This is a genomic window from Pedobacter endophyticus (assembly GCF_015679185.1).
Classification (GTDB): Bacteria; Bacteroidota; Bacteroidia; order Sphingobacteriales; family Sphingobacteriaceae; genus Pedobacter; species Pedobacter endophyticus.
In genome coordinates, this window is the sequence record NZ_CP064939.1 from 1694125 (window position 1) to 1718455 (window position 24331).

A 24331-nucleotide genomic window follows, 5' to 3' on the forward strand; every position below is an offset into this window, starting at 1 on the left:
TAAATAACTAACGATTAGCGAATTAAAATAATGTCGTAGCTTGTCACTATTTAGGGACTTTTGTCTATATTTGGACTGTTTATCGACATCACAGGATGACTAGCACAGAATTTAGAAATTTAAGACTTTAAAATAAATACCAACCCTAATGAAAACTGAAGTTTCAGATCAGCCTATTGAATCATTAAAAAAACAGCGAAACTTAATGAAAGGCGTAGCTATAGGCTATGCGCTGGTAATGGCGGTGGCAATAAGCTTAGCCTTGTATTTAACCTTTACAAAACAACAGGCTTATTTACTTGCTATTCTTCCGGTTTGCCTGATCGTGATGATCCCTATATTGATGAGAGTTAGTCAACTTAACAAGGCTATAAAAACCAGAAATTAGTGATAGTGGAAAGTTCAGAACATCAACAGCTCCATGCTTGCCTAAATTGTCAGTCGGAAACTTCCGGAACTTACTGCGCAAATTGTGGGCAAAAGGCAAGTACTCATCGCTACTCTTTACTTCATTTCATGGAACACGATCTGATTCACGGCGTGTGGCATGTTGATAAGGGAGTTTTATTTACGGTAAAAGAGCTGATTTTAAGACCAGGTGATAGCGTCCGGGAATTTATACAGGGAAAAAGGGTCGGGTTTTTCAGCTTTGTTACCCTGATTATTCTTTTACTTGCTATTTCCAGTTTAGTAGCCCCGTTTGCGAAGATCCATTTAGCGGACATAATGCCACTGAACAGTAAGCAGGCAGTTAGTGCCTACGAGGATTTCGCTACAAAATATCCTAAGATCATTATGCTGATATTAATACCTTTATATTCATCATTTAGTTATTTCTGGTTTAAAAAAGCTAAACTTAATTATAGTGAACACCTGGTCTTGAATTCTTACAAAACAGCAGTCGAACTCATTCTGGCTTTACTATTTACAATAGTTACGATTTTTTATACGCATATTCCTACGCTTTTGATCTTTTATTATGTGTTTATAGCTATAGGGGGCTTCCTTTACAGTATTTGGTTTTACAATCAGTTTTTTACCGGATACGGCTATTCAAGAACATCGAAACTATTAAGAGCAATAATGATCCCTGTCTCCTACTTGGTCTTTTCTATGGCGATAGGTTTTATAATGGCACTAATCAAATTGATCAATTAATCTATCCGATTGCTTGCCAAATCATAAGCACGCAGTTTTGCAATTTGAAGAAAAGCTCAGCAACACAGAACTAAAAACCACATGTGCTGAATTACTTTATTTTTGTGCTATTCATTATTCTATAAATAAGGATTTGGGGTTTCTGTCTCATAAAAAGATCAATAAATTGAAGTCTCTTTAACCTGTTTAATTGATAACTGGGACATATTAATTTCTTATGCGCTCCGCAGTTCCTTTATTTTAACACATTTTTTATAACCAATTTAAACTACAGATTTAAAATCCCAAATTTAACCTCATGAATACTACACAAGAAATTAAGCAGCTATCTGATAAGGAACTTCTAAAAAGACATCAGGCAGCAAAATCCAATTTAATTATTACATGTATACTCATTGGTGCTTTAGTAGGTGTTGCTATCTATAGTTCGGCTAAAAACGGTATTGGTTTTTTTACTTTTTTCCCGTTCTTTTTCGTGTTCGTAATCATCAATGGCCAAAAGACCAGCAAAGCGATTGCTTCAGAAGTTAAAAACAGAGGATTGAATTAGAAAATACAATAGGGGTAGCTTAGTTGGGAATCATGGCTTGTACCAGCAGTCATCTTTTAAAAAACAAGGGAATAATAGCATTTTTGGGGTTAATGCTTATGCCCAACTTATTGCTATCAACAATAGCTATTCTCTGATCCTGTTGCGAAGATGATTATGTACAATTATATCTATCCACTCATTTTCCGGATAAACGCTTAAATCTACATCTGGCTGAATACCATTATTATCTATTGGATTCGTATCTGTCCAATATGACTTGGTAGTTGGAAGCATAAAAGAGTAGTCTGGACAAGAAAGTTCTTCCGGTTCAAGCAATTCGCTGTAATCAAGTGTCCCCGCTGTATGTCTTCCATACAGTTTAACCTTTGTGCTCTGTTTTGCAAGTATCAAAAAATACTCCGAACTACTTGCAGAGTTTTCATTTACTATTATGTTAATGGTTTTAGGATATTCATAGTTTTCTTTAAGCGCCATCTTAAGTGAGTCTCGCTGCACAAATTTGCCAATGTTTGCCTTTAGTTTAGAAAGCATAGCCACCCGATATGCGCTTGTGGATGTTTCGTAATTTTTAATCAATTTCGGGGTCGAAAGTAAAAAATCGCCAGGAACAGAAAATGGTTTTTCATAGGCAAGTCTCATTAGTGATAAAAATGAACTGTTCCCACCAACATTATTCCGGAGGTCGATAATCAAGTTTTGTATTTTATTCACCGCTAGTTCAGGAATGACTTTTTTCACAATTATTGAGTCAAATTTTGCGATGTCTGCGGTAAATGATGGTATTCCCAGATAATAGATGTTGTCATCTATTGATTTGTAAATAAATTCTGAATTGTCGGGGTATGATGATGTCTTTACCGTCAGATTATCTTTTTCATTACCCATTTTCTGCCAAATTCCACCAGGCTCAATTAGTAGGTTTTTTAGCCTTCGTCCCCGAAGTAAGTCAGTGGTCAGATAATTATTGTAATTTCTAATCCTAAACTCATGTTCATTCCCAATGAGTTCAAAATAAATGTTTCCAATGATGCCATTTGGCTTCAAACTGTACCCTTTATACGTAGAAAAGGCTTTATCTTTCGACTCCTTTACGATCCTTACCAACAGCGAATCGTTATTCCTCCGCCAGACACCAGTAAGTTGATCAGATGCATTCTTCAGTGCTTTCTTTGTAAACATCGCCTGTTTAGGAGCTGTTTTTCGGTCGCTAAAAATAATATGATTGTCCTTAAAGAAACGGATATAACGCTCTATAATATAAAAGCAATTCTCACGATCTGTATTGGTTGTCGCTTCGGTAATTGCTTTAGCTTTTAACTTTTTATATTCCTTCTTTTTGGCAACGTCAACTTTAGCTCTATACCCCGGATAGTTACTTTCAACATCGGAGATAATTTCTTTTAAGACTATTGAACAGTCACAACTATTTCGAGTCTGGGCATAAGCGAAGTTAAAACATGTAATTAGTAGAAATGAGCATATAATTTTGCTTACCATCAGTATTCTTTTTATACTAGACGTAATTCCAGTTGCTAAAGTTGCAAATGCCTTCATTTATGATTAATAAATAACGGTGGTTCTGCTGCTCATTAAATCTACCATAAGTCCCTTATACAATTCATTTTGAATGAACCTTGGGAATATCAGCACAAAGTCTCCCCTCCAAAACCAGACTATAAATACAACCATGTGATTATCATATTTTATTTATCATATTTTGATACTTATCAATTTTGGATAATAATTTTTTTGTTCAGTTCCCTTTCTGTTCATTAAAATAGGGTTTAGCGAACTATAAATCGGCGGTATAATGTTAATAATTTACGTTAATACTGATGGATTCTTGCAATCAACAATACTAAGCGATAGAATAATTTTCTGAATGTAAATTGATTGTAAAAGCAATAGGGATCCCGTTTGGGATCCCTAAGAAAATGTACCCGGAGCCGGAGTCGAACCGGCACGGTTTCCCACAGGTGTTTGAGACCAGCGCGTCTACCAATTCCGCCATCCGGGCATGTGTTGGACGGGGATGCAAATGTAGATAACGGTTATCTAAATCGCAAAAATATTTTAAAATAATTTGCAAACCGCTTAGGCTATGTCACTTGCATTGCGGGGCTGCTCATCCTTAAGCCTTTTATCTACCAAAAATGGAACAAAAGGAAGTAACGAAGCCAGAAATATTAAGAATGCTTTGCCAAATTTCCATTTCTGCTCTTGCCAGGCCATGATCAGTGTAGCGGCATAACCAATAAACAAAATACCGTGTAACCAACCTGCGTACTTCACTACCAAATCGAAATGCAACAAGTATTTAATAGGCATTGCCACGAACAATAAAAGCAGGTAAGAAACACCTTCGGCAACCGCAACCTTGCGAAAAATAGTAAGCGAACTCATATATCTGATTGTTTTGTCCGAAAATAAAACTTAGCAGTCAGCAATCAAAAACTAAAAAATGATTTGACAATGAAGTGTTGGTTCATTAGTTCATTTGGTTCATTAGTTCACTGGTCATCAAGGAACTAGTTCATTGGTTCTTGCTTATTGGTCATTGCTTATTGGTTATTGCTTATTAGTTCATTGGTCATTAGTCATTAGTTTATTGTAACTGCCAATTGTTTAGTCGCCTATTACCAATCAACTAGTTCAATTTCTCCCTGATCCTCGCAACATACTTCTGTCTGTAAAAAATATCCTTAATTTCAGCCAACAGCTTTTCTGGCGCTTCCAGCCCGCTATCAAACTGCACCATCAACTTAGCAAGTGTTTCTTTAAGCGCTTTTTCGATCACATCGACCTGATTGCTTACTTCCGCAAGCCGCTGGGGATCGGGCTCAAATTGAAGATCCATCAGCGCCTCATTAACATCCATCATTTCCATCAAAAAAGACTGAGGTAACTGATATCCTTCGTCAGTTGCTACAATTCCTTTGAGCTCTAATACGTATTTTAATCGCTTTTGGGCGTTGCTTAGTGTTTGGTAAGCCTTATTGTTAAGTGTAGATAGTTCGAGCACATCTTGCTGCCGTTCTTCGCTTTCGTTTGCATAAAAATCGGGATGATATTTTTTACTGAGCGCATAAAATTTGGCTTTCACCGCATTTTGATCTGGGTTAAATTTTACGGGTAGCTCGTAAAACTCGAAGTAATTAGGCTGTTGCTTATCGTTGCTCATCATAACAGGGTATAAATTAAAAAGCCGCAGATGTTTGGCTTGATTTATCAAACGCCCACATCTGCGGCAATAATAAAAATTTGATCTTACTTACCGAAAGATTTTAAAATATCGCTGCCAAAGGCAAATACCATTAAGCAGATTAAGATTACAAAGCCGACAATCTGTGCCTTTTCCAGCACTTTTTCACTCACCGGCTTACGCTGTACCATCTCAATTAGCAAAAATACTACGTGGCCACCATCCAAGCCTGGTATTGGCAACAAGTTCATAAAAGCCAGTGCCATAGAGATCAGCCCGGTTAATGTCCAGAATTTTACCCAATCGAAAGTTGCGCCGTAAACTTTAGCAATTCCAATCGGACTGCTGATGTTTCTTGCACTGAGCTTCCCGGTAAGCATTTTACCAATGCCCTTGGCGTTATCTAAAAAGGTGCTTTTGGCCATGGTAACCCCAATCGGAAGCGATTCGGCAAAGCCAAATTCAATATGTGCCGATTCGGGAACATTTACGTTCGGAATTACGCCAATTGTGCCATCCTTACTCACCGTAGGGTTAAAACTTACTGGCTTGCCATTACGCAAAGCGGTAATCGTTATTTTTTTGCTTTTGTTAGCCGATACTTCTTCCTTAAACTGATCAAGAAAAGTGATCGCTTTGCCATTTACCGTTAAAACGCTGTCGCCGGGCTTAATGCCAGCACTATACGCCGGATAAGTTGGTTTTTCAAATTTACTGCCAAAAATCTTATCGGTTAATTTTCCAAAAAACGATTGCTCATCTACGCTCGGATCGGGAACAGATACTTTATCAATGCGCTGCATTCTGTATCTGGGCGCAATGAAGTTTTCCCTGTCGTTTTTCGAAATTTTATTTAAAATGGTGTCAGGCACCGAAACATATAATGTTTTATTGCCTCTTAAAATCGTTAGTTGCGCACCGTCAAATAATACCTTGCTCGAAATGGCATCTTCGAAACGAATAAGTTTGTTGCCGTTGATGGCTAAAATTCTGTCGCCATTTTTTAGGCCAATTTCTTTGCCGATGTTCCCTACAGAGATCCCATCTGTTAATTTCTCGTTAACCGTATAGTTTTGTCCATAATTAAAGGTCAACATCCAAAAAATAATGATACCAACAATAATGTTTACAATTATACCACCCAGCATTACAATAAGCCGTTGCCAGGCGGGTTTAGAGCGAAATTCCCAGGGTTGCGCAGGTTGGGCCATTTGCTCGGTATCCATGCTTTCGTCAATCATGCCGGCAATTTTAACGTAACCACCAAGCGGCAACCATCCTACCCCATACTCTACATCCCCTTTTTTAAAGCTGAAGAGCTTAAAGCCCCACGCATCAAAAAACAAATAAAACTTTTCTACTTTAATACCAAACGCCCTTGCCGCCAGGAAATGTCCTAATTCGTGTAGTATAACTAATAAAGACAATCCGAGCAACAGCTGCCCCGCCATAATCAATCCATTCATATATGCTTATAAAATTTTATGTTAGATGTTAATTTATATTTTTTGTTACTAATTCGCCGGCTAAGATACGGCTATGTTTGTCAGTTTCTAAATAATCGCTCAATTGTGGTTTTGCTATGAACCCGATTTCTTCCATACACTTCTCAATTACTTCGCTCATTTGGAGGAAACCAATTTCGTCTTTTAAAAAAGCGGCTACCACAACTTCATTGGCTGCATTTAATATACAGGGCATGTTGCCGCCTTTTCTCAACGATTGAAAAGCCAGGTTGAGGTTTCTAAAAGTTTCCAAATCTGCTTTCTGAAAACTAAAATTCGGGTAGTCTAAAAAGTTAAAACGCTTAAAAGTGTTTTTTAGCCTATCGGGATAGTTTAATGCATACTGAATAGGCAATTTCATGTCGGGAACGCCCATTTGCGCTTTCATAGATCCATCGTTAAACTGCACAATGGAGTGAATTATGGATTGCGGGTGAACGATTACGTCTATTTGATCAACATCGAGATCGAACAACCACCGAGCCTCAATTACCTCCAGACCCTTGTTCATTAAAGAGGCCGAATCGATAGTTATTTTTGCCCCCATTACCCAGTTAGGGTGTTTTAAAGCCTGTTCTTTTTTAACGCTTGACAAAAAATTGCGGTCTTTTCCTATAAATGGGCCACCAGAAGCGGTTAAATAGATTTTTTCAATTTCATTTTGCTCCTCACCCACCAAACATTGAAAAATTGCAGAATGCTCCGAATCAACCGGAAGTATTTTTACCTGATGCGCTTTGGCTAGAGCAGTGATGTATTCTCCCGCCACAACCAGCGTTTCCTTGTTGGCGAGCGCAATGTTTTTACCTGCCTTGATAGCGGCAATAGTCGGCTTTAAGCCAACCGAGCCCATTAAGGCTGTTAATACAATATCGCTTTGCGGATAGGCAGCCACCTCAGATAAAGCATCCTCTCCTGCCAAAACCTTAATGCCTGATGGTGATAATGATTCTTTTACGTGCAAATACTGGCCTTCATCGCAAATTACAACAACCTCGGGTTTAAATGCCTTTGCCTGCTGAATAAGTAGTTCTGCATTTTTTAACGCAGATAATACCGAAACCTTAAAAATGTCCGGATTATCGCGAACAACTTCGAGGGCTTGTGTGCCTATGCTTCCCGTAGAGCCTAATATGGAAATATTTTTCAAATCGTTTTAATATCGTGATGCTTAAAATTTAATTAAGCATTTTTTGTTCACCCTAATTATCGTTCCGTCAATGCGAAGCTGGGCCTGATTGAGCTGAAGGAATCTAACTTGCCTGGTAAGATTGCTTCGTCGTTCCTCCTCGCAATGACGAATTTGGTTATTAAATAATATACTTCTCCAGCCCATCCGCCAGTTTCCTGTCGTTACTCAATCTCGGCACCTTATTTTGTCCGCCGAGTTTCCCTTCGCTTTTCATGTAATTTACAAAGGCATCTTTTTGCAGCGTACGTATTATCAATGGCTGCAAAATGTTGCCTTCGATGAGGTCAAAGTAATAAATATTTTTCTTTTGCAGGGCCAGGTCTACTTTTTTACTAAAAGCGGCCAAATCGTTGGGCGCAGCAGAAAACTCTATAAACCACTCGTGGTAAGGCAGCGTGCCTTCGTTGGGATTCACCTGGGGCGCCACTGTAAATTCCGTAATCTCTACCTTTTCCTCGTTGGCAACTGTTAACAGTGCATGTTCTACTTCTTCGCCAATTACATGCTCGCCAAACGCCGAGATAAAATGCTTAATCCTTCCGGTAACGACGATCTTATAAGGATTTTTGGACACAAATTTAACCGTGTCGCCAATACTGTAGCCCCACAAACCGGCATTGGTATTCAAAATCAGTGCATAATTGGTATTTAGCTCCACCTCGCCGAGCGATAACCGGGTTGGATTTTCGTTGTGGTATTCATCAGCTGGAATAAACTCATAAAATATCCCTGCATCGGCCAATAACAATAAACCTTTATCTTTTTGCGAATCCTGATAAGCGATAAATCCCTCAGATGCGGGATAGGTTTCAATAGAATCGATTTTTCTGCCGATGCTCTGCTCTATTTTGGCCCGGTAAGGTTCGAAATTTACGCCTCCATAAATAAACAAGCTGAAGTTTTTGAATATTTCAGCGATTTTTTTGCCTCCTGTTTTTTCTGATAGCTTGTCGAAATACATTTGCACCCAGGGCGGAATACCAGATATTAAAGTCATGTTCTGATGAACGGTTTCCTCAACAATGGCATCAACTTTCTGTTCCCAGTCTTCAATGATATTGGTTTCGTATGATGGCAGTCTGTTTTTTTGCAGGTAGGCAGGCACATGGTGTGCAACAATGCCCGATAAGCGCCCAACGTTGATGCCGTTTTTTACGCTCAACACCGGACTTCCCTGTAAAAAGATCATTTTTCCGTTTACAAAGTCAGTTTTTCCGGTTTCATTAATATAAGTTAAAATGGCGTTTCGAGCGGCTTTAATGTGCTCAGGCATCGATTCTTTTGAAAGTGGAATATACTTTACGCCCGAAGTTGTTCCTGAGGTTTTGGCGAAATAAAGCGGTTTGCCTTTCCAAAGCACATCCGCCTCTCCGGCCACAACGCGATCTACGTAAGGCTTTAAACCTTCGTAATCCCGAACGGGTACGTGCAGCTTAAAATCGTTATAGTTATTAATGGTGTTAAAGCGATGGTCTTTACCGAAAGCGGTGTGTTTAGCCTCCCTGATCAGGCTTTCAAGAATGTTCTGCTGAGCGTTAACAGCATTATTCTTCCATCGGTTTATTCGCCAAACTGCAAATGCCGCAAAAGGCTTACTTAGCATCGATTTCAATCCCATAACTTCCAAGCCCCTAGAAGGGCTTACCCTTTCTATTGATCTTATTTACAAAAAACTGAGATTGAAACATATTAAAAAGATTTTTTTCTTGACGGGTGCTTGAGATTTTTATCCTAGGTCAATTTTTGGCATGTTGTTTTTTTTATGCGATTTTGACCGCTAAACCGTCTCTACCCGGCAGTTGTAGTTAATTTTCGTGTGCTATTATTTCTTTGTTATTTATTTCTATTAAATCGTACTCTGAAAGCAAATCAACTATTTGGTTTAAATTGCTTTCGATAAGGTTTATTAAGTTGCGATTAATAATATTACCTGTTGAAATAAAGAGAAATTTCTTCGGAACACCAATTATTATATGAGAATCTAAGAAATCAGAATCCTTTGAAATAACGACTCGATCTTGCTCAAGAGACGTTTTCCTTATTTCTCGATCAGTTGTTTGCTCTTTATTTGGTAAGTCATCTGTATGAATAACATCAAACCCTTTGTTTCTTAAATGCAAAGCAAGTTTAAAAGGTAAGTTTGCATCGATTAAGAATTTCATGCAAGAATTTTTGCAATTGATTTAATCCGAGATAGTTGCGAAGCAAATGAAAGACATGCTTTAATGTCACCTAATTCTAGAGCGGGGTAGTCCTCAATGATTTCAATTTCCGACATTCCAGCAGACAGTAAATCTAAAATCAAATCCACTGTATAACGAGTATTTCTAATCGTTGGTCGTCCGTGACAAATTTCAGGATTAACTGTAATTCGATCTATTAGTTCTCTATTCATAACAGTACAAATTTACAAAATAATTTTAGGTTAAATTTTAAGTTGTGGTTGAGACAATAGGTGCTAACACGAGATTGTGCTTCACAAAGCTAAAACTACCCTCTTACAAATTCTTTCGTCCCCAATATTCTTACAATTAGCGTAATATTGTATCGTTTTCAAAGTCCCCTTTGGGGATTTAAACAATATTATGCAAAATATCTGGGTGTTCATCGCCCTTGTACTCGCTTGCAATTTTTCTATAAGCCACCGTTAGCGCCACACTCGAAAGCGGCACAATTAAAAACGAACTTAAAATATTTACAATGAAGGCTACAAATGGCCAGTGCAACAAGTTGAACAATAAATAAATTAAATAGCCTCCGCCCAGCACTAAAAGCAACAACAAAATTTTGGTAAAGTTTCCTTTTGTAATGGCTAAACTCAATTTGATCGATTCGAAAGGCTTTGAATCCTTATCAATGATAAAGAATGGAAAGAATGAAATTCTCAACCAGGTGATAAAAAGCGCCAAAATAGCAATACCAACTGCAATCTGCGTAATAATTACGCCTGTAGCTTTAAAGCTCTTAACCCAGCCAATCTGTACCAGATACCGCAAAACAGGATCCAGCACATACAACACCGGAAACAAAATGAGCCCAATAAAAAGTATACAGCCTATAAAATATAAAGTGGCGATTAAGAACCGGATAATTTGCTGCCTCGTGGGCAAGGTATCTACAATTTTTACATCATCGTCTTCGTCATCCATTAAATGGAAGATGTATTTAAACAACGACAGGTTGATGGTAAAATACAAAAACACAAACACAATGGCCATAACAGCGCTAAGCACCTTACTAACATCTTTAATAAAAAATGCCATTAAGCTCGACGCACTTGCCGTAATAAACATCAAAAAGCATAGCGTGGCAATAGAAAAATAATTTTTCCTTAAAATGTTCCAGGCCTTTTGGATTACATCGTTTACGGCGAACGTACTTTCTTTTAGATAATTGATCATTGCTGTTTAAATACCACTCTTTTAAATAAATCCTGAATAAAACCTAAACCGTAAGCGGTTAATTGGATCAATGAGGAAATAATGCTCAAAAATGCAACTTTTAACGATTTATTTACAGCTAACGAATGAAAAAATATCAACAGAAAATAAATCAGCAGCAGCGTGGTGCAGAAACTGGCTAATGGCTGATATACAAAGTTACATAAAATAGTAAAGCCTAGTCCAACGGTAAAAACCGCCGGAAAGAAGTGAACGAGTTTCAACTCTTTCGGGAAGTGCTTATAAATGTTGATCCGTGCCCGACCGAAAAAATGTAGCTGCTTATAAAACTGACTAAAACTTGTCCGCCGCTTATGATAAACCTTTGCTTCGGGAATCAAACCGATTTTAAAGCCGGCTTCGTGAATACGAATGCTGTATTCAATATCTTCGCCCAATCGGGTTAAGACAAAGCCACCCACCTTTTCCCAGGCTTGTCGCGATACGCCCATATTGAAGCTCCGCGGATGGAACTGTCCTACGTGTTTTTTGTTACCGCGAATCCCGCCCGTGGTAAACGGCGATGTCATTGCGTAGCTTATTGCCTTTTGAACGGGCGTAAAGCTCTCATGCGCCGCATCGGGCCCGCCATAAGCATCTAACTGATGTTCGAACAGGTAGTTTTTAACAATCTCCAGGTAATCGGGCGGAACCAGAATATCAGAGTCGAAAATGATGAAGTAATCGCCGCTTGCCCGTTCAAAAGCGTAATTTCGAGCAAAACCCTGCCCTGCATTCTCCTTGAAATAGTATTTGATATCAAGCTTGTCTGCATACGAATCTACAATCGATCTAGCATCGATCTTTGAACCATCTTCGATAACCAAAACCTCAAACTGCAAATAGGTTTGCCTGGTTAAGGTATATAAAAGCTCGTCAATTTCTTGAGGACGATTATAAAGTGGAATTATGATGGAGAAAAACATGTCTTGAAGCTGCTTTCAAAAGGTAAAAGGTGGAGGGTTTAGGGTAGAGGGCTTCAGTGCAAAAAAACTAACGCATTAAACCTCCTGCCATACAACTCTTATATTTAAACGTTAAAAGGTTACGGGTTTAGGGGTATAACCTTACACCTTAAACCCTTTGCCTCATACCCTCTTCTCTATTAAATACTGGTTTCTTTCGGGTGCGTTGCGGGTAACCAGCTCGGCTACAAATCCGGTTAAAAACATTTGCGAGCCGACAACTATTGCAACCAGGGCAATATAAAACAGTGGCTGATCGGTGATTTCTCGCTTGTATGGAATTTCGGCGGCGATGTGGTAAAGCTTCTCGCCGATCATCCATAGGGCCATAAATGTGCCGAGTAAAAAACTTAGCACACCCAACGAGCCAAAAAAGTGCATTGGCCGCTTACCAAATTTACCTACAAAGAAAATAGAAAGTAGATCTAAAAAGCCATTGATAAACCTGCTGAAACCGAATTTTGTTGTTCCGTATTTGCGGGCACGGTGCTCAACTACCTGCTCAGCAATTCTACCAAACCCTGCCCATTTCGCAATTACCGGAATGTAACGGTGCATTTCGCCGTAAACCTCTATGGTTTTAATTACATCACTACGATAGGCTTTTAGACCGCAGTTGAAATCGTTCAGCTCAATGCCACTCATTTTGCGGGTTGCGGCGTTAAAAAGCTTTGTCGGGATTGTTTTAGTAATCGGATCGTAGCGTTTCTTTTTCCAACCCGAAATTAAATCGAGTTTTTCTTCTTTAATTCGGCGATACAGTTCGGGTATCTCATCGGGGCTATCCTGTAAATCCGCATCCATTGTAATCACAACGTCTCCCTTTGTGGCCTCAAAACCTACATTTAGCGCAGCAGATTTGCCATAATTTCTTCTGAATTTGATTCCCTTAATTGCGGTGTTCTGTAAGCGAAGCGATTCAATTACTTCCCACGATCGATCGGTACTGCCATCATCAACGAGAATAATTTCGTAACTGAAACCATTTTCGTTCATTACCTTGGCTATCCATGCCGTTAACTCAGGCAGCGATTCATCCTCGTTAAATAAGGGTACTATAACTGATATATCCATTTATTAAACTTTATCGTCATCGCGAGGCACCAAGCAATCTATTTAGTAAGATGTCACACTCCTTCCTTGTTACCCTGCTTCGTTCGCATCCGATAGCTATCGGATGACGAATTATTAAAAAACGTGCAAATTTCATCAAATTAAATGATAAAATGTGCACGTTAGAAATTTTGATTGGTATTTAAATGGCTTGTAACTTAAGCGTACATGAGTTTGCCTTTTTGAGTTGGAACCTCCCGGCCCAGGCTCACCGCCGTATCTATCCATTCTTGAATAACTACATGTGTGTTGTTTAGCGCCTCTACCTGTGTCATTCCATCTGCCATACATCCGGCCAACTCAGGCACTTCTGCGATAAACCTATCATCTTCTGCACTCCAATAAATGATTATCTCAAATTTCTGGTTATCAGAAGTACCCGAAAGCAATTTCAACATTCAGTTTTCAAATTTGCCCATATCCTTTGTTAAATTCTTCGCACAAACAACTTCAATAAAGATATGGAAAAGAATTTTGAACATGCTAAATTCGGACGGCAAAATTAGGAAAACAATTATGCCTCCGTTGGGAAGGTATTAAAGGTTTCAGGTTCTTTTCTTTTTAATATTGCAGCCAAAATCAATGAGATTATACCATATGATGCGATAGAAACGCCAAAGCTAGTAAACGTGTTTTTGAAGTTAGGCTCAAGCTTTTCCTGCATATTTCCACCCTTTTCCAGTGCGGCATCAATTTCGTCATTACCCAGGCCAAATTTAGCCATCATTGCCCGTTGAGCATCCTCAATAGCGGCAGCTGCTCTCGCCGGCAAATCAGGGTCGATAAACTTCATCAATACAAAATTGTAAAGTGTAGCCGTTATCGCCAAAATTAGCGATATAATTAAAAAAGCTTTGAATGCCTCGCCAAAAGTCCAAAACCCACCAATCTCCTTGCGAATGTTGATTCCAGAAATAACCAGTAACGCAATAAAAACGATAAAAATTCCGATCGAAACCATAAAATTGGTGTAAACCAATACCGGATTTACAAAATGTAAGGTAAGCGATAATACGATTGAAACTGCCGCAAGGATGAAGCCGTATTTAAGCGATAGTTGGGAAATTTGAGCACTTTTGTCCATAATAAAGAAGTTTAATTTAGTTGTTAATGGTTGTTATCAATGTATAAGATGCAGTTTCAAAAGCTTTGTTACTACTAAATTGTGTTAATTCTTTGGTGGTGGTTGCGCTGCCTTCTACATCGAGGAAAAAAACCATAAACGGCACAAAAAGCGCTTGTAATTCTTCGCTGATGTTTAATTTTTCAGCAGCCTTGCAAATAGCCTCAACACTGCTTTCTGCCAAATTCTGGTTGCTGATCATTTCCTCATAAATTTCAAATTCATCTTGGAACTCGTCATCTTCAACTAACAAAAATTCTTTCAAAAAATCGCCCAGTTCAGGTTCAAGGTCTTCATCCTTACACTCTTTAATATAAAGCAGCAGGTTTAGTAATTCCGTTCCCCTGTCAATGGTATCCTCTTCAATATTTGCCCATTCATCGCCCTCCAAATAATCATCTTCTAGTTTCTGAACATCGCTACTGAAGAAATTAATCATCAGCAAATCGAAAAACACTTCGCGTAACTCCTCAAATTTTGGGTGCGAATCAAAAACTTCATCAAAGGCGGTAACCTTATCCAAAAAATTTACATCGAGTTCAAAAGCGGCTACCAGCTCGGTTTCGAAATTTTCGACGTTTATCGCCGAAACCTCGGCATATTTATTCAACGATGCGACAAGCGCATTTTTTACTCTGTTATCCATAGTTTTAGTATCAAGTAGTTCGTATCAAGACAAAATGCTCTGTGGCCTGAGTTAACTAAATCGTTCTCTTTACGCTTTAAAGATCTGTCCATTGTTAACTGCCAACATAACCTTTCCGGTAAGTTCAGTGCCCAACAATGGGCTGTTAGCTGATTTTGAGAAGTTGCTTGCTGAATTATACTGCCACTTTTCGGTTGGATTGAAGACTGTAAAGTTTGCATTTGCCCCTTCTTCGATTACCGGAATTGCTAAATTTAACAATTTGCGTGGATTAACGGCCAACTTTTCTGCAATTAAACCCGAATCGAGACCGGCCCTTAGCAACAATGGAAGTACGGTTTGAAGTGCGATAATGCCGTAATGGGCAATTTCGAATTCAACATTTTTAAACTCAATCTCCTCCGGGCGATGTTGCGAGGTGATGGCATCAATTGTACCATCTTTTAGTCCTGCTATTAAAGCCTTTACATCCGCTTGGCTCCGCAGTGGCGGTTTAACTTTGTAATTGCTGTCGAAATCGGCCAAAAGTTCTTCAGTAAACACCAGATGATGGGCGGTAACATCGCACGAAACGCGAACACCATCTTTTTTCGCCTTGCGGATAAGCGCTACCGAACCCGCGGTAGAAATATTGCTGATATGAACCTTGGTTTCGTTATAGGCAGCCAAAAAAATATCGCGTGCGATGTGCATTTCTTCTGCCAACGCGGGCATGCCTTTCATACCTAACAAAACAGAGTTTTTGCTCTCGTTAATTTGCGATTTTCCAGCAATTGATTTATTCTCCGGATAAACCATCAACAAAGCGTCGAAACCTTTACCATACTGGAGCGCACGGCTCATAAAACCATCATCCTGCAATGGCCTGTCGCCATCAGAGAAAGCCACAGCACCTGCCTGCTGCATATCGAACAGTTCGGCCAGTTCCTTTCCTTCGCGGTTTTGGCTGATTGCCCCAATTGGCAAAACATCAACTAAATTCGCCTTCGTTTTATTGATAATATATTCTACCTGCGATTTCGATTGCACAACCGGACTTGTTTGTGGTAATAGCGCCAGCCCAGTAAAACCTCCTGCTTTAGCTGCGCTGGTTAAGGTTTGCAGATCTTCCTTGGTTTCAAAGCCCGGATCGCCGGCAACACAATTCAGATCAAAAAATCCCGGTGTTAGAAAACAACCCTCGCCATCGAAAACGGTTTGATCGTTTTGGGGAGTTAATTTTCCTATGCTTTGAATTTTACCATCAACTATGCTAACATCGCAGCTTTGTTTGTTAAAACTACTTTGTGGATCGGCGATGGTTACATTTTTAACTAGGAGATTCATATTGTTTTTTTAGGTTTATTAAAAAATCGGATGAGCAGGATTTCTGCCGCAATAAAAATCAGCGACAAAATTAGACAAAGTTTCCATAAAGTTTGCCCTATTTTATTTGCGCCTGCAAGTAACTTCACCGCATCTTTATCGGCATCAAAAATCTTTAAATTGCTTTTTCCGGCGAGGCTATCGAGTGCGGTTTTACTCAAATAGTGCAGGTCTGATTCTGTTCTGCCGCTGTTGAAGGCATAAACTCCCACCAACGAATCGGCCATATTGAGGTTATAAAAGCCCGACCTTTTTATTTGGTCAGCAACATATATCAACGATTTACCGTTCAGTTGCCTAACCTCAGGAATCACCTCAAAATTATTTGCACTAAGCTTTAAGGTTTGATTTTTCCCCAGATTTATTTTTTTTGTTGCAAGCGCATATTCATTTCCCAAATAATAATATAAGGCGCTTTCCCGTCCAGAATTTAGCGCCAACCGATACATCAATGGTACAAATACCGGATGCCGGGCCAAATTACCGTCGCCGTTTCCCAACCCCGTAGCTGATAAAAATACCGATCCGTTGCCCACTCCGTACCTCCCAAAGAAGAGTTTTCCTGCCGGCAACGATAAAATGCTTTCCTTATTGGCAGAATTGCTTTCTTTGAACGAAAAATACCTTGTTGCCGTTGGCAGATCGAGATTTTTGGGAACCTGCTCAAAAACACCTTTAAATATCGGATGTTGTAAATCAATGCGGTCTACCTTAGTTTCTGCCTTGTTTAAGTTATCGATAACCGGCAATGAGAGGCTGCTTAAAAAAGCGTTATAAGATTGTATATCGGCATCCAAATCGGGAAAAACAGCAACGGTTCCGCCACCATTTAAATAACTTTTTAATTGCTGCGCCAGTCCGCTCGATGGATTTTTTAGTCCGTTCAGCACAATCAGGCCATAATCTGCGAACCCGTTATAGTTAATGTTGCTTTCAGGATTTTCAGTAAGCTTGTAGTAATGATCTGCTCCAAAAAGCGCTTTGATGTAACTTCCAACACCGGGGCCGTTTATAGATAGCACAGAGCGGCTCTGCTCTACCTTGAAGCTAAAAAAAAGGCTGTCATCAAACGTTACCGGAAAATCTTTCATGCTGATTACACCTTTTTGCCACCCTGCCGCCAGCCCCGAAAAGCTAAATGTATCTCGCCTGGTTTTACCTGCCGCAATGGTAGCCGAGCTCAACCCCTTTTGCTGATTGTTAATGGTAAGCTTTAATGGAATGCGTTGCGCCTCCTCTTCAGAATAGTTTTTCAATTGAACAACGAGCTTTTCGCTTGCACCGGGTTGATGGTTGGGCGAAAGCATCCAAACGCTATCTACAGCTACATTGGGCAGCGTGGTTGCGTTTAGTTTGAGAACTGAATACTGAATGTCGTCTTTCGTTTGCAACTGTTTGCCGTTCGACATGTTCCGCTGGAAATCGGAAATCAGGAAGCTATATTTATTCGCAGCGCCCGTTAAAACACTGGCTTGCCGATTTATGATCTGTTGGAGATTTCTGCTTATCGACGAAATCTGAACATCATCAAGCGCTTTAAAAAACTCATCTTTGCTTAGTAGCCGTTGGTGTTTCCCCTCGAAATCGTTGGTCAAAAGCTGAAAACGATCGTTTATTCCAAAATCAGCCACCAGTTCCTTTGCCCTGCGCTTTGCTTCATCTAACAAGCTACCATCTTTGTTTACGGCCTCCATGCTATACGAATTGTCGACATAGATACTTACCGTATTGTTAAGGGAGCTGATTTTTTGATTGGCTACGGGGATGTACGGCTGCGCAAAAGCAAGCACAAGGAAAATAATTGCAAGAATCCGCGAAAGTAAGATCAGCAAGTTTTTGATCTTCTCTTTGGAAGAATGTTGCTGTTCTACTTCTTTTAAAAGCTGAACATTAGAAAAATAAACCTTTTTAAACTTTCGGAAATTGAATAAATGTATGATAACCGGAATTGCAACCGATAATAGTGCGAAAAGAAAGCCCGGATACAGGAAATTCATTAAAAACCAAAGATAGAAAAATTATGGAAGTGAGCCTTATTTTTTATTGATAATGTTACGCGTACCAGCAGGTTTAAGGTTGGCCCAAAACACGTAAAGAGATTCATTATCGATCAACATTTGGCGCAATCTTTCTTGTGGCGCTTTCGCAAGCCATAATTTAAGTTGCATTTCTTTTATTTCATCTGATGTGTCTTTCATACCAAAGTCTGATTAATTTATAAGGCACTAATATACAAAACCTGGAAACTCGATATTCACGATCTTCCAGTTGTTATTATTTAGAGCAAAATACAACTTAAAAGGCCCGCTTACAATTTTTGATTCTTTGTTAACCACCGACCTGAAGCCGGCGACACCTTCAACAAAACCCATTCCCTTTCCGTCGCTAAGTAATTCGAAATTGACATCGATAATGTCGTATCTACCGCCGACATATTCATCAGCCTGACCGAAAATACCTTTCAATTTACTTATAATTACCTCTTTGCTAACAACCTTTTTGCCGGGAAGCATAAAAAAGTCGTTCAGTTCTTGCGTAATTGCTTTCGACTGCTTAAACCACGAGTTTATAAATCTGATGGCACTATTTACGAGATCAGCCTGATGATTAAAAGTGGGGTTATCTTGCATTGCACAAATCTACACCTTCTATCGATATTTCTTCATTGCCATCCAAAGTTTCTCATCCATTTCATAAACATCCGGCCGGTATTCTATCCTTCCGTTTTGCGACCAGGCGGTAAAATAAGTAATCAATAATGGAATCCGTTTTTTCGGTGCAAACCAGGCCGGCTTTAACTGAAAGGTTTTTAAGGTATCGGCTTTCGCGGCCATACGCTTTTGATACCATTTCATGTGGGTACTATCAACGGGAGGCAAATCAACCTCCGCCCGCAGCTTATCATAAGTATAGGTATCGCCTACCAGCTTTTCGGCAAATTCCAAAGGTTTTTCTATACGAACACAGCCGTGGCTAATTGCCCTGTTTCTTAAAGCAAAGCCGTTTTTGTTATTCGTATCGTGCAGGTAAATGCTCGAGCTGTTATTGAAAATGAATTTAAACTTGCCAAGCGCATTGCCGTCGCCCGAGCCCTGCTTAAACTTGAAAGGCAATTTATCTCTCGAATAGTTGCCCCAGTTAATGGTATCGGGTTCCGCTATCAACTTGCCTTTATAGTACACGTTAATATTACTATTAGACAGATAATATGGGTCTTTTCGGGCCATCCAGTAAATTTCGCTCTGCGCAATGCTCACCGGAATATTCCAGATCGGGTTGGCCTGTATCGAGTTGATTTCGCTGTACAGCAACGGCGTTTCATGGTTCTTGGGCTTATCATCTAAATTATGCGATTTCAGATAAACTTTCATTTTCTCTTCATAGCCATTTTCACGCTTACCACCAACGCAAACTTTCATGGTGATAACGGTATCCAAATTATCGAACCAGGTTAACCTAAAATCAGGAATGTTAACCTGTACAAAATTGTTTCCGGTAACGGGCATTCGCCAACGAAAGCGCTCCATATTAACTGCTAAAATCCGCTTCTCATCTGCACCATTTGCATTCAAGTAGGCGGCCTGTAAAGCCTTGTATTGGGGCGAAACGGGTTGCGCCGATTTTAACGAATCGAGCATGTGATCTGATCCCAATAAATTGAGCATACCAGCACTATCGGGACGCTTCACCCTGATGTAATATCGCGAAAATATGTTGCGGGGATTAACCACGCCAAACTTTAAAAAGTTAGTATAATTTAAGTAGGCGTTTGCACTCAGAATTTCGAGCTTTGCAATTACGGGATAAGCGTCATCTACCTTTTTAAATTTATTGGCCGCGAGTTCCCTGAGCAGCGCTTTTATCTCATCAGTTTTAAATATCGCCGGGTTCAATCCGTGTGCTGTACTGTTTTCCAAATAATGGGTAAGCGAATCGAGTGTTCCGTTAACAAAAAATTTGGTTACCAATCTGGGCTCGTCATTATTCGCCTCATAAAACGACTTAATTGTTTTCGGATTAGCAAAATTGTGCGAAAGCGATGCCAGCGTATTTACAAAAACACTGTCGTAGGCCACAGTGTCGAAGTCTTTATAAATATTATTTTTAAAGTGTTCAGCCAAAACTTTTCCAATCTCAGGGGGAGATTTAAACCAGCCACAAGCGGAAATGAACAAAACAACAGGGACAATTAGAAAGCGGATGTTCTTCAATACGTAAAAATTTAATACAAAAATAAGTCTATTGCAAGCTAAAACACAATATGGGCAAATTAAGTGCCATTATTTTTTGATTTACGGTTTCAAACGCTATATTTGCCACCGCATATCAGCTAACGTATTGATACTGGGCATAAATATTTTATGAATTTAACTTTGAACCATTACTTACATTTACACCATCGCCGTTAGGCGATATGATATGTTTGTTTTGTACTTCAAAACTATTTTTCCGTAAAATTATTTCTTGTTCATTCTATATTCAATACTTTGAAAACACTTAAAATTGCTATCCAGAAATCGGGTAGGTTAAACGAAAAATCCGTAGAAATATTAAAAAATTGTGGTCTCTCTTTCGAGAACTATAAAAGCTCATTAATATCAACCGTTCAAAACTTTCCTTTAGAGATTCTTTTCCTTCGCGATGATGACATTCCGGAGTACGTGCAAGATGGCATTGCCGACCTTGGTATTGTAGGCGAAAATGTGATTACTGAAACTAAGGCTGGCGTTGAATACCTGCAGCGTTTGGGCTTCGGAAAATGCACGCTAAAAATCGCCATTCAGAAAGGCAGCGACATTCAAGAACTGGAAGATTTAAATGGCAAAGCAATCGCCACATCATACCCCGTAATTCTCGAAAAATTCTTAACTGAAAAAGGCATAAAATCTGATATCAGAACCATTTCCGGATCCGTAGAAATTGGCCCGGGTTTGGGATTAAGTGATGCCATTTTCGACATCGTTTCTACAGGCGGAACACTAAAGAGCAATGGGCTAAAACCGTTCGCCGATGTGATGCAATCGGAAGCCATTTTAATCGGAAATAAATCGATACTTGATAACCCTGAAGTTGCCGAATTGTTGCAAAGAATCCGTTCAGTTTTGAGCGCCAAGTCGAACAAATATGTCGTACTAAACGTATCAAAAGATAACCTGCAAAAAGTGGTAGATTTGTTGCCCGGCGTTAAAAGTCCAACTGTAGTTCCGTTGTTCGAACCCGATTGGGTTGCTGTTCATTCGGTAATTGCCGAGGAAGATTTTTGGGAGAAAATCAACAGCTTAAAAGCTGCCGGTGCGGAAGGAATTTTAGTGATGCCAATTGAAAAAATTATCACCTAAAAACCACTCGAAAACACATAAATTCATATTAACTAATAGTTAATTTTAAATTATAAAACATTGAAAGTCTACAATTATACAGATTTATCTAAATCAAAAATTGAAGAGCTGTGTTCGAGGCAAATCGACGACGATAAATTGGTTGAAGAGCGTGTTGCAGAAATCGTAAATACAGTAAAAAAAGAAGGTGATCAAGCGCTCTTCAATTTCGCCAAAGCTTTTGACAAAGTGGAGCTGGAGAAACTTTTTTTAGACGCAGAAGAACTAAAAGCGATCGCGTCAACCATTCCAGCCGATGCAAAAAAAGCAATTGAAACAGCCTATCAAAACATCAGGGCCTTTCACCAATCTCAATTAAAAACTGAGGATAAAATAGAAACCATGCCCGGTGTGGTTTGCTGGCGGGAATCGCGTGCAATTGAAAAAGTTGGCCTATATATACCCGGTGGAACAGCGGTTTTGCCGAGCACCTTTTTAATGCTTGCAACACCTGCAATTATCGCGGGCTGTAAAAAAATTGTGGTTTGCTCGCCGCCCCAAAATGATGGCAAAACGAACTGTTATTTGGCGTACTGCGCAGTGCTTTTGGGTATCGACAAAATTTATCTGACTGGAGGCGCACAGGCCGTTGCCGCAATGGCCTTTGGAACCGAAACCATTCCGCAAGTGTATAAGATCTTTGGCCCCGGCAATCGCTATGTTACCACGGCAAAAACGATGGTACAAAATAAGGTTGCCATCGATATGCCCGCGGGTCCATCAGAGGTTTTGGTAATTGCCGATACCACTGCCAATCCGTCATATATAGCGGCCGACTTGCTCGCACAAGCCGAACATGGCGCTGATAGTCAGGCAATTTTAGTATCTACCTCAAAAGAAATTATTGAGCAAACGTTGTTAGCAGTTGAAAATCAGTTGGCTATACTTCCAAGAAAGGAAATAGCGGCCAAGGCAATAGCTAATTCGTATGCCGTATTGGTTGATGATTTGGCATCAGCGATGAATTTTTCAAACGAGTATGCGCCTGAACATCTAATTCTTGCGACAGAAAATTTTGAGGAGCTAATTCCCTTGATAATCAATGCAGGATCGGTATTTTTAGGGAACCTTACACCGGAAAGTGCCGGCGATTATGCCTCAGGCACTAACCATACCTTGCCCACCAGCGGCTTTGCCAAAGCGTATTCCGGCGTATCAACTGATGCTTTTCTTAAAAAGATTACCTTTCAGCACCTGTCGGCCAATGGATTAAATAACATCGGTGAAACAGTGGAAACACTTGCCGCCGCCGAGGGCTTACAAGCACATAAAAATGCAATTACGATTAGAAGAAGTCGGAAAGTCGGAAGGCCGGAGTCCGAAGTCTAAAGACTAAAAGACTAAAGCGCCATACAATCCCCCTCTAGAGCGGTGCCCTAAGGACGGGGTGGTAAAAGAAAGCAGAAAGACTGAAGTAAAAAAAAACTTGTAAAATCTCTTCAATCCTTGCCCGCCCAGTTAGGGAGAGCATAACAACCCGAAGAGGGAAAATGACATCAAATAACAAACAATATCATCCGACTTTCGGACCTCCGACCTCGGACTTTAACCTTAAATATGATTAAAAACTGTGTGAGATATAAAGTAAAAAACGTTTAGGCAACACGCCAATCCCTTTTACCTTACGCCTTACGCCTTTCACCTTTAGATATGGATATTAACGATTTAGTTAGAGAAAACATAAAAAACCTTAAGCCGTACTCTACCGCCAGAGATGAGTTTAAGGGCCAGGCATCGGTATTTTTAGATGCTAACGAGAACAGCTACGGTTCTCCCCTACCGGCCAACTATAACCGCTACCCCGATCCTTTGCAGCTTGATTTAAAGGATGCCATCAGCAAAATCAAGGGCGTGCCGATTGAGAATACCTTTTTGGGCAACGGAAGCGACGAGGCTATCGACTTGCTGTTTCGGGCGTTTTGCAACCCCGGAAAAGACAACGTAATTGTACTGCCACCAACGTACGGAATGTACGAGGTTTCGGCCAACATTAACGATGTGGAAATACGCAAAGTGAGTTTGTTGCCGAACTTCCAGTTAGACATGGAAAAGATTGCAGAAACGATTGATAAAAACACAAAATTAATCTTCATTTGCTCGCCGAATAATCCCACCGGAAATTCGATAAACCGCGAAGATATTGAAACCATTTTAACCAACTTTAATGGCATCGTTGTGGTGGATGAAGCGTACATCAATTACGCCCGCCAAAAGACGTTTATTCAAGAGCTAACCGAGTACGCAAACCTGGTAGTTTTACAAACTTTTTCGAAGGCCTGGGGCCTCGCCGCTTTGCGTTTGGGAATGGCGTTTTCATCACGAAAAGTGATCGATGTTTTGAACAAAATTAAGCCGCCTTATAACATCAATCAGGCGACTCAAGATCTGGCTTTCGAAGCACTAAAAAACATAGCGCAAGTAAACGATTGGATCAAAGAATCTGTGGCTGAAAGAGACCGACTATCTGAAGAATTAAATGCATTAAATATCGTTACAAAAGTTTATCCGTCGGATGCTAATTTTATATTAACAGCGGTAAACGATGCAACTAAAATTTACGACACTTTGGTTGATGAAGGAATCATCGTTCGCGACCGATCGAAAGTTACCTTATGCGAGGGTTGCCTGCGAATTACCGTGGGTACGAAAGAAGAAAATGATCAACTCTTAACTATTCTGAAAAATTTTTAA

General features: G+C 39.7%; 25 protein-coding genes and 1 tRNA gene. 6 read left to right on the forward strand and 20 right to left on the reverse strand.

Annotated features, from left to right (window positions below; translation table 11 throughout):
- The first annotated feature begins 148 nt into the window (after positions 1–148).
- The 3 genes from IZT61_RS06670 to IZT61_RS06680 all read left to right on the forward strand — a co-directional run bounded on the left by IZT61_RS06670 (position 149) and on the right by IZT61_RS06680 (position 1708).
- On the forward strand, positions 149–388 hold the full coding sequence (locus IZT61_RS06670) for a hypothetical protein (RefSeq protein ID WP_196100394.1): 240 nt from the start codon (positions 149–151) through the stop codon (positions 386–388).
- 5 nt (positions 389–393) lie between these two features.
- Positions 394–1158, forward strand: a complete 765-nt coding sequence (locus IZT61_RS06675; protein WP_230383885.1) for a DUF3667 domain-containing protein — start codon at positions 394–396, stop codon at positions 1156–1158.
- A 298-nt stretch (positions 1159–1456) separates the two neighbouring features.
- Positions 1457–1708, forward strand: coding sequence for a hypothetical protein (locus IZT61_RS06680; RefSeq protein ID WP_196100395.1), 252 nt, complete (start codon positions 1457–1459; stop codon positions 1706–1708).
- A 126-nt stretch (positions 1709–1834) separates the two neighbouring features.
- On the opposite strand, the gene IZT61_RS06685 is transcribed toward IZT61_RS06680, so the two are convergent.
- The 20 genes from IZT61_RS06685 to IZT61_RS06780 all read right to left on the reverse strand — a co-directional run bounded on the left by IZT61_RS06685 (position 1835) and on the right by IZT61_RS06780 (position 20473).
- Complete coding sequence (locus tag IZT61_RS06685) at positions 1835–3265, reverse strand: S41 family peptidase (protein ID WP_196100396.1); 1431 nt, start codon at positions 3263–3265, stop codon at positions 1835–1837.
- A 383-nt stretch (positions 3266–3648) separates the two neighbouring features.
- A tRNA-Leu gene (locus tag IZT61_RS06690) sits at positions 3649–3728 on the reverse strand.
- Positions 3729–3805: 77 nt separating this feature from the next.
- The gene (locus tag IZT61_RS06695) at positions 3806–4114 is read right to left on the reverse strand and encodes a DUF3817 domain-containing protein (protein WP_196100397.1); all 309 of its coding nucleotides are present in this window, start codon (positions 4112–4114) and stop codon (positions 3806–3808) included.
- Between the two features lie 244 nt (positions 4115–4358).
- On the reverse strand, positions 4359–4895 hold the full coding sequence (hscB, locus tag IZT61_RS06700; RefSeq protein WP_317193185.1) for a Fe-S protein assembly co-chaperone HscB: 537 nt from the start codon (positions 4893–4895) through the stop codon (positions 4359–4361).
- 83 nt (positions 4896–4978) lie between these two features.
- Entirely contained in the window at positions 4979–6379 is a 1401-nt protein-coding gene (rseP, locus tag IZT61_RS06705; protein WP_196100398.1) for an RIP metalloprotease RseP, read from the reverse strand.
- Positions 6380–6407: 28 nt separating this feature from the next.
- Positions 6408–7568: a 1-deoxy-D-xylulose-5-phosphate reductoisomerase gene (locus IZT61_RS06710; protein ID WP_196100399.1), complete on the reverse strand. Its 1161-nt coding sequence runs from the start codon at positions 7566–7568 to the stop codon at positions 6408–6410.
- A 160-nt stretch (positions 7569–7728) separates the two neighbouring features.
- On the reverse strand, positions 7729–9228 hold the full coding sequence (locus IZT61_RS06715) for a GH3 auxin-responsive promoter family protein (RefSeq protein WP_196100400.1): 1500 nt from the start codon (positions 9226–9228) through the stop codon (positions 7729–7731).
- 187 nt (positions 9229–9415) lie between these two features.
- Positions 9416–9772 (reverse strand): DUF5615 family PIN-like protein, encoded by a 357-nt coding sequence (locus IZT61_RS06720; RefSeq protein WP_196100401.1) that lies wholly within the window; start codon positions 9770–9772, stop codon positions 9416–9418.
- Positions 9769–10005 carry a DUF433 domain-containing protein gene (locus IZT61_RS06725; protein ID WP_196100402.1) on the reverse strand — a complete coding sequence of 79 codons (237 nt, stop codon included), beginning with the start codon at positions 10003–10005 and terminating at the stop codon, positions 9769–9771. Before IZT61_RS06725 ends, IZT61_RS06720 begins: the two co-directional genes overlap by 4 nt.
- A gap of 178 nt (positions 10006–10183) precedes the next feature.
- Positions 10184–11011: a hypothetical protein gene (locus IZT61_RS06730; protein ID WP_196100403.1), complete on the reverse strand. Its 828-nt coding sequence runs from the start codon at positions 11009–11011 to the stop codon at positions 10184–10186.
- Entirely contained in the window at positions 11008–11976 is a 969-nt protein-coding gene (locus IZT61_RS06735; RefSeq protein ID WP_196100404.1) for a glycosyltransferase, read from the reverse strand. Before IZT61_RS06735 ends, IZT61_RS06730 begins: the two co-directional genes overlap by 4 nt.
- 162 nt (positions 11977–12138) lie before the next feature.
- Positions 12139–13089 (reverse strand): glycosyltransferase family 2 protein, encoded by a 951-nt coding sequence (locus IZT61_RS06740; protein ID WP_196100405.1) that lies wholly within the window; start codon positions 13087–13089, stop codon positions 12139–12141.
- A gap of 197 nt (positions 13090–13286) precedes the next feature.
- Positions 13287–13526 carry a type II toxin-antitoxin system HicB family antitoxin gene (locus IZT61_RS06745; protein WP_196100406.1) on the reverse strand — a complete coding sequence of 80 codons (240 nt, stop codon included), beginning with the start codon at positions 13524–13526 and terminating at the stop codon, positions 13287–13289.
- A gap of 116 nt (positions 13527–13642) precedes the next feature.
- Positions 13643–14212 (reverse strand): DUF4199 domain-containing protein, encoded by a 570-nt coding sequence (locus tag IZT61_RS06750; protein ID WP_196100407.1) that lies wholly within the window; start codon positions 14210–14212, stop codon positions 13643–13645.
- A gap of 16 nt (positions 14213–14228) precedes the next feature.
- Positions 14229–14897: a hypothetical protein gene (locus IZT61_RS06755; RefSeq protein ID WP_196100408.1), complete on the reverse strand. Its 669-nt coding sequence runs from the start codon at positions 14895–14897 to the stop codon at positions 14229–14231.
- Between the two features lie 69 nt (positions 14898–14966).
- Positions 14967–16223 carry a dihydroorotase gene (locus tag IZT61_RS06760; RefSeq protein WP_196100409.1) on the reverse strand — a complete coding sequence of 419 codons (1257 nt, stop codon included), beginning with the start codon at positions 16221–16223 and terminating at the stop codon, positions 14967–14969.
- Positions 16220–18259 (reverse strand): BatA domain-containing protein, encoded by a 2040-nt coding sequence (locus IZT61_RS06765; RefSeq protein ID WP_196100410.1) that lies wholly within the window; start codon positions 18257–18259, stop codon positions 16220–16222. The genes IZT61_RS06760 and IZT61_RS06765 overlap by 4 nt, the downstream gene beginning before the upstream one ends.
- Positions 18260–18295: 36 nt before the next feature.
- A complete protein-coding gene (locus IZT61_RS06770; RefSeq protein WP_196100411.1) occupies positions 18296–18460 on the reverse strand; it encodes a hypothetical protein in 165 nt (54 codons plus the stop codon).
- Positions 18461–18487: 27 nt separating this feature from the next.
- A complete protein-coding gene (locus IZT61_RS06775) occupies positions 18488–18892 on the reverse strand; it encodes a hypothetical protein (protein WP_196100412.1) in 405 nt (134 codons plus the stop codon).
- Between the two features lie 18 nt (positions 18893–18910).
- A complete protein-coding gene (locus IZT61_RS06780) occupies positions 18911–20473 on the reverse strand; it encodes a L,D-transpeptidase scaffold domain-containing protein (protein ID WP_196100413.1) in 1563 nt (520 codons plus the stop codon).
- Between the two features lie 276 nt (positions 20474–20749).
- On the opposite strand from IZT61_RS06780, the gene hisG reads away from it, so the two are divergent.
- The 3 genes from hisG to hisC all read left to right on the forward strand — a co-directional run bounded on the left by hisG (position 20750) and on the right by hisC (position 24331).
- Positions 20750–21601 carry an ATP phosphoribosyltransferase gene (hisG, locus tag IZT61_RS06785; RefSeq protein ID WP_196100414.1) on the forward strand — a complete coding sequence of 284 codons (852 nt, stop codon included), beginning with the start codon at positions 20750–20752 and terminating at the stop codon, positions 21599–21601.
- 60 nt (positions 21602–21661) lie between these two features.
- Complete coding sequence (hisD, locus tag IZT61_RS06790) at positions 21662–22969, forward strand: histidinol dehydrogenase (RefSeq protein WP_196100415.1); 1308 nt, start codon at positions 21662–21664, stop codon at positions 22967–22969.
- Between the two features lie 321 nt (positions 22970–23290).
- Entirely contained in the window at positions 23291–24331 is a 1041-nt protein-coding gene (hisC, locus tag IZT61_RS06795) for a histidinol-phosphate transaminase (protein WP_196100416.1), read from the forward strand.

Excerpts from the sequence above, each read along its gene's own strand:
- hisC (WP_196100416.1), top strand. The coding sequence starts at position 23,291 with ATGGATATTAACGATTTAGTTAGAGAAAACATAAAAAACCTTAAGCCG.
- IZT61_RS06745 (WP_196100406.1), bottom strand. The coding sequence starts at position 13,526 with ATGTTGAAATTGCTTTCGGGTACTTCTGATAACCAGAAATTTGAGATA.
- IZT61_RS06740 (WP_196100405.1), bottom strand. The coding sequence starts at position 13,089 with ATGGATATATCAGTTATAGTACCCTTATTTAACGAGGATGAATCGCTG.
- IZT61_RS06695 (WP_196100397.1), bottom strand. The coding sequence starts at position 4,114 with ATGAGTTCGCTTACTATTTTTCGCAAGGTTGCGGTTGCCGAAGGTGTT.
- rseP (WP_196100398.1), bottom strand. The coding sequence starts at position 6,379 with ATGAATGGATTGATTATGGCGGGGCAGCTGTTGCTCGGATTGTCTTTA.
- IZT61_RS06670 (WP_196100394.1), top strand. The coding sequence starts at position 149 with ATGAAAACTGAAGTTTCAGATCAGCCTATTGAATCATTAAAAAAACAG.
- IZT61_RS06680 (WP_196100395.1), top strand. The coding sequence starts at position 1,457 with ATGAATACTACACAAGAAATTAAGCAGCTATCTGATAAGGAACTTCTA.
- IZT61_RS06720 (WP_196100401.1), bottom strand. The coding sequence starts at position 9,772 with ATGAAATTCTTAATCGATGCAAACTTACCTTTTAAACTTGCTTTGCAT.
- IZT61_RS06765 (WP_196100410.1), bottom strand. The coding sequence starts at position 18,259 with ATGAATTTCCTGTATCCGGGCTTTCTTTTCGCACTATTATCGGTTGCA.
- hscB (WP_317193185.1), bottom strand. The coding sequence starts at position 4,895 with ATGATGAGCAACGATAAGCAACAGCCTAATTACTTCGAGTTTTACGAG.
- IZT61_RS06715 (WP_196100400.1), bottom strand. The coding sequence starts at position 9,228 with ATGGGATTGAAATCGATGCTAAGTAAGCCTTTTGCGGCATTTGCAGTT.
- IZT61_RS06750 (WP_196100407.1), bottom strand. The coding sequence starts at position 14,212 with ATGGACAAAAGTGCTCAAATTTCCCAACTATCGCTTAAATACGGCTTC.
- IZT61_RS06775 (WP_196100412.1), bottom strand. The coding sequence starts at position 18,892 with ATGCAAGATAACCCCACTTTTAATCATCAGGCTGATCTCGTAAATAGT.
- IZT61_RS06730 (WP_196100403.1), bottom strand. The coding sequence starts at position 11,011 with ATGATCAATTATCTAAAAGAAAGTACGTTCGCCGTAAACGATGTAATC.
- IZT61_RS06725 (WP_196100402.1), bottom strand. The coding sequence starts at position 10,005 with ATGAATAGAGAACTAATAGATCGAATTACAGTTAATCCTGAAATTTGT.
- IZT61_RS06760 (WP_196100409.1), bottom strand. The coding sequence starts at position 16,223 with ATGAATCTCCTAGTTAAAAATGTAACCATCGCCGATCCACAAAGTAGT.
- IZT61_RS06735 (WP_196100404.1), bottom strand. The coding sequence starts at position 11,976 with ATGTTTTTCTCCATCATAATTCCACTTTATAATCGTCCTCAAGAAATT.
- IZT61_RS06770 (WP_196100411.1), bottom strand. The coding sequence starts at position 18,460 with ATGAAAGACACATCAGATGAAATAAAAGAAATGCAACTTAAATTATGG.
- IZT61_RS06685 (WP_196100396.1), bottom strand. The coding sequence starts at position 3,265 with ATGAAGGCATTTGCAACTTTAGCAACTGGAATTACGTCTAGTATAAAA.
- IZT61_RS06755 (WP_196100408.1), bottom strand. The coding sequence starts at position 14,897 with ATGGATAACAGAGTAAAAAATGCGCTTGTCGCATCGTTGAATAAATAT.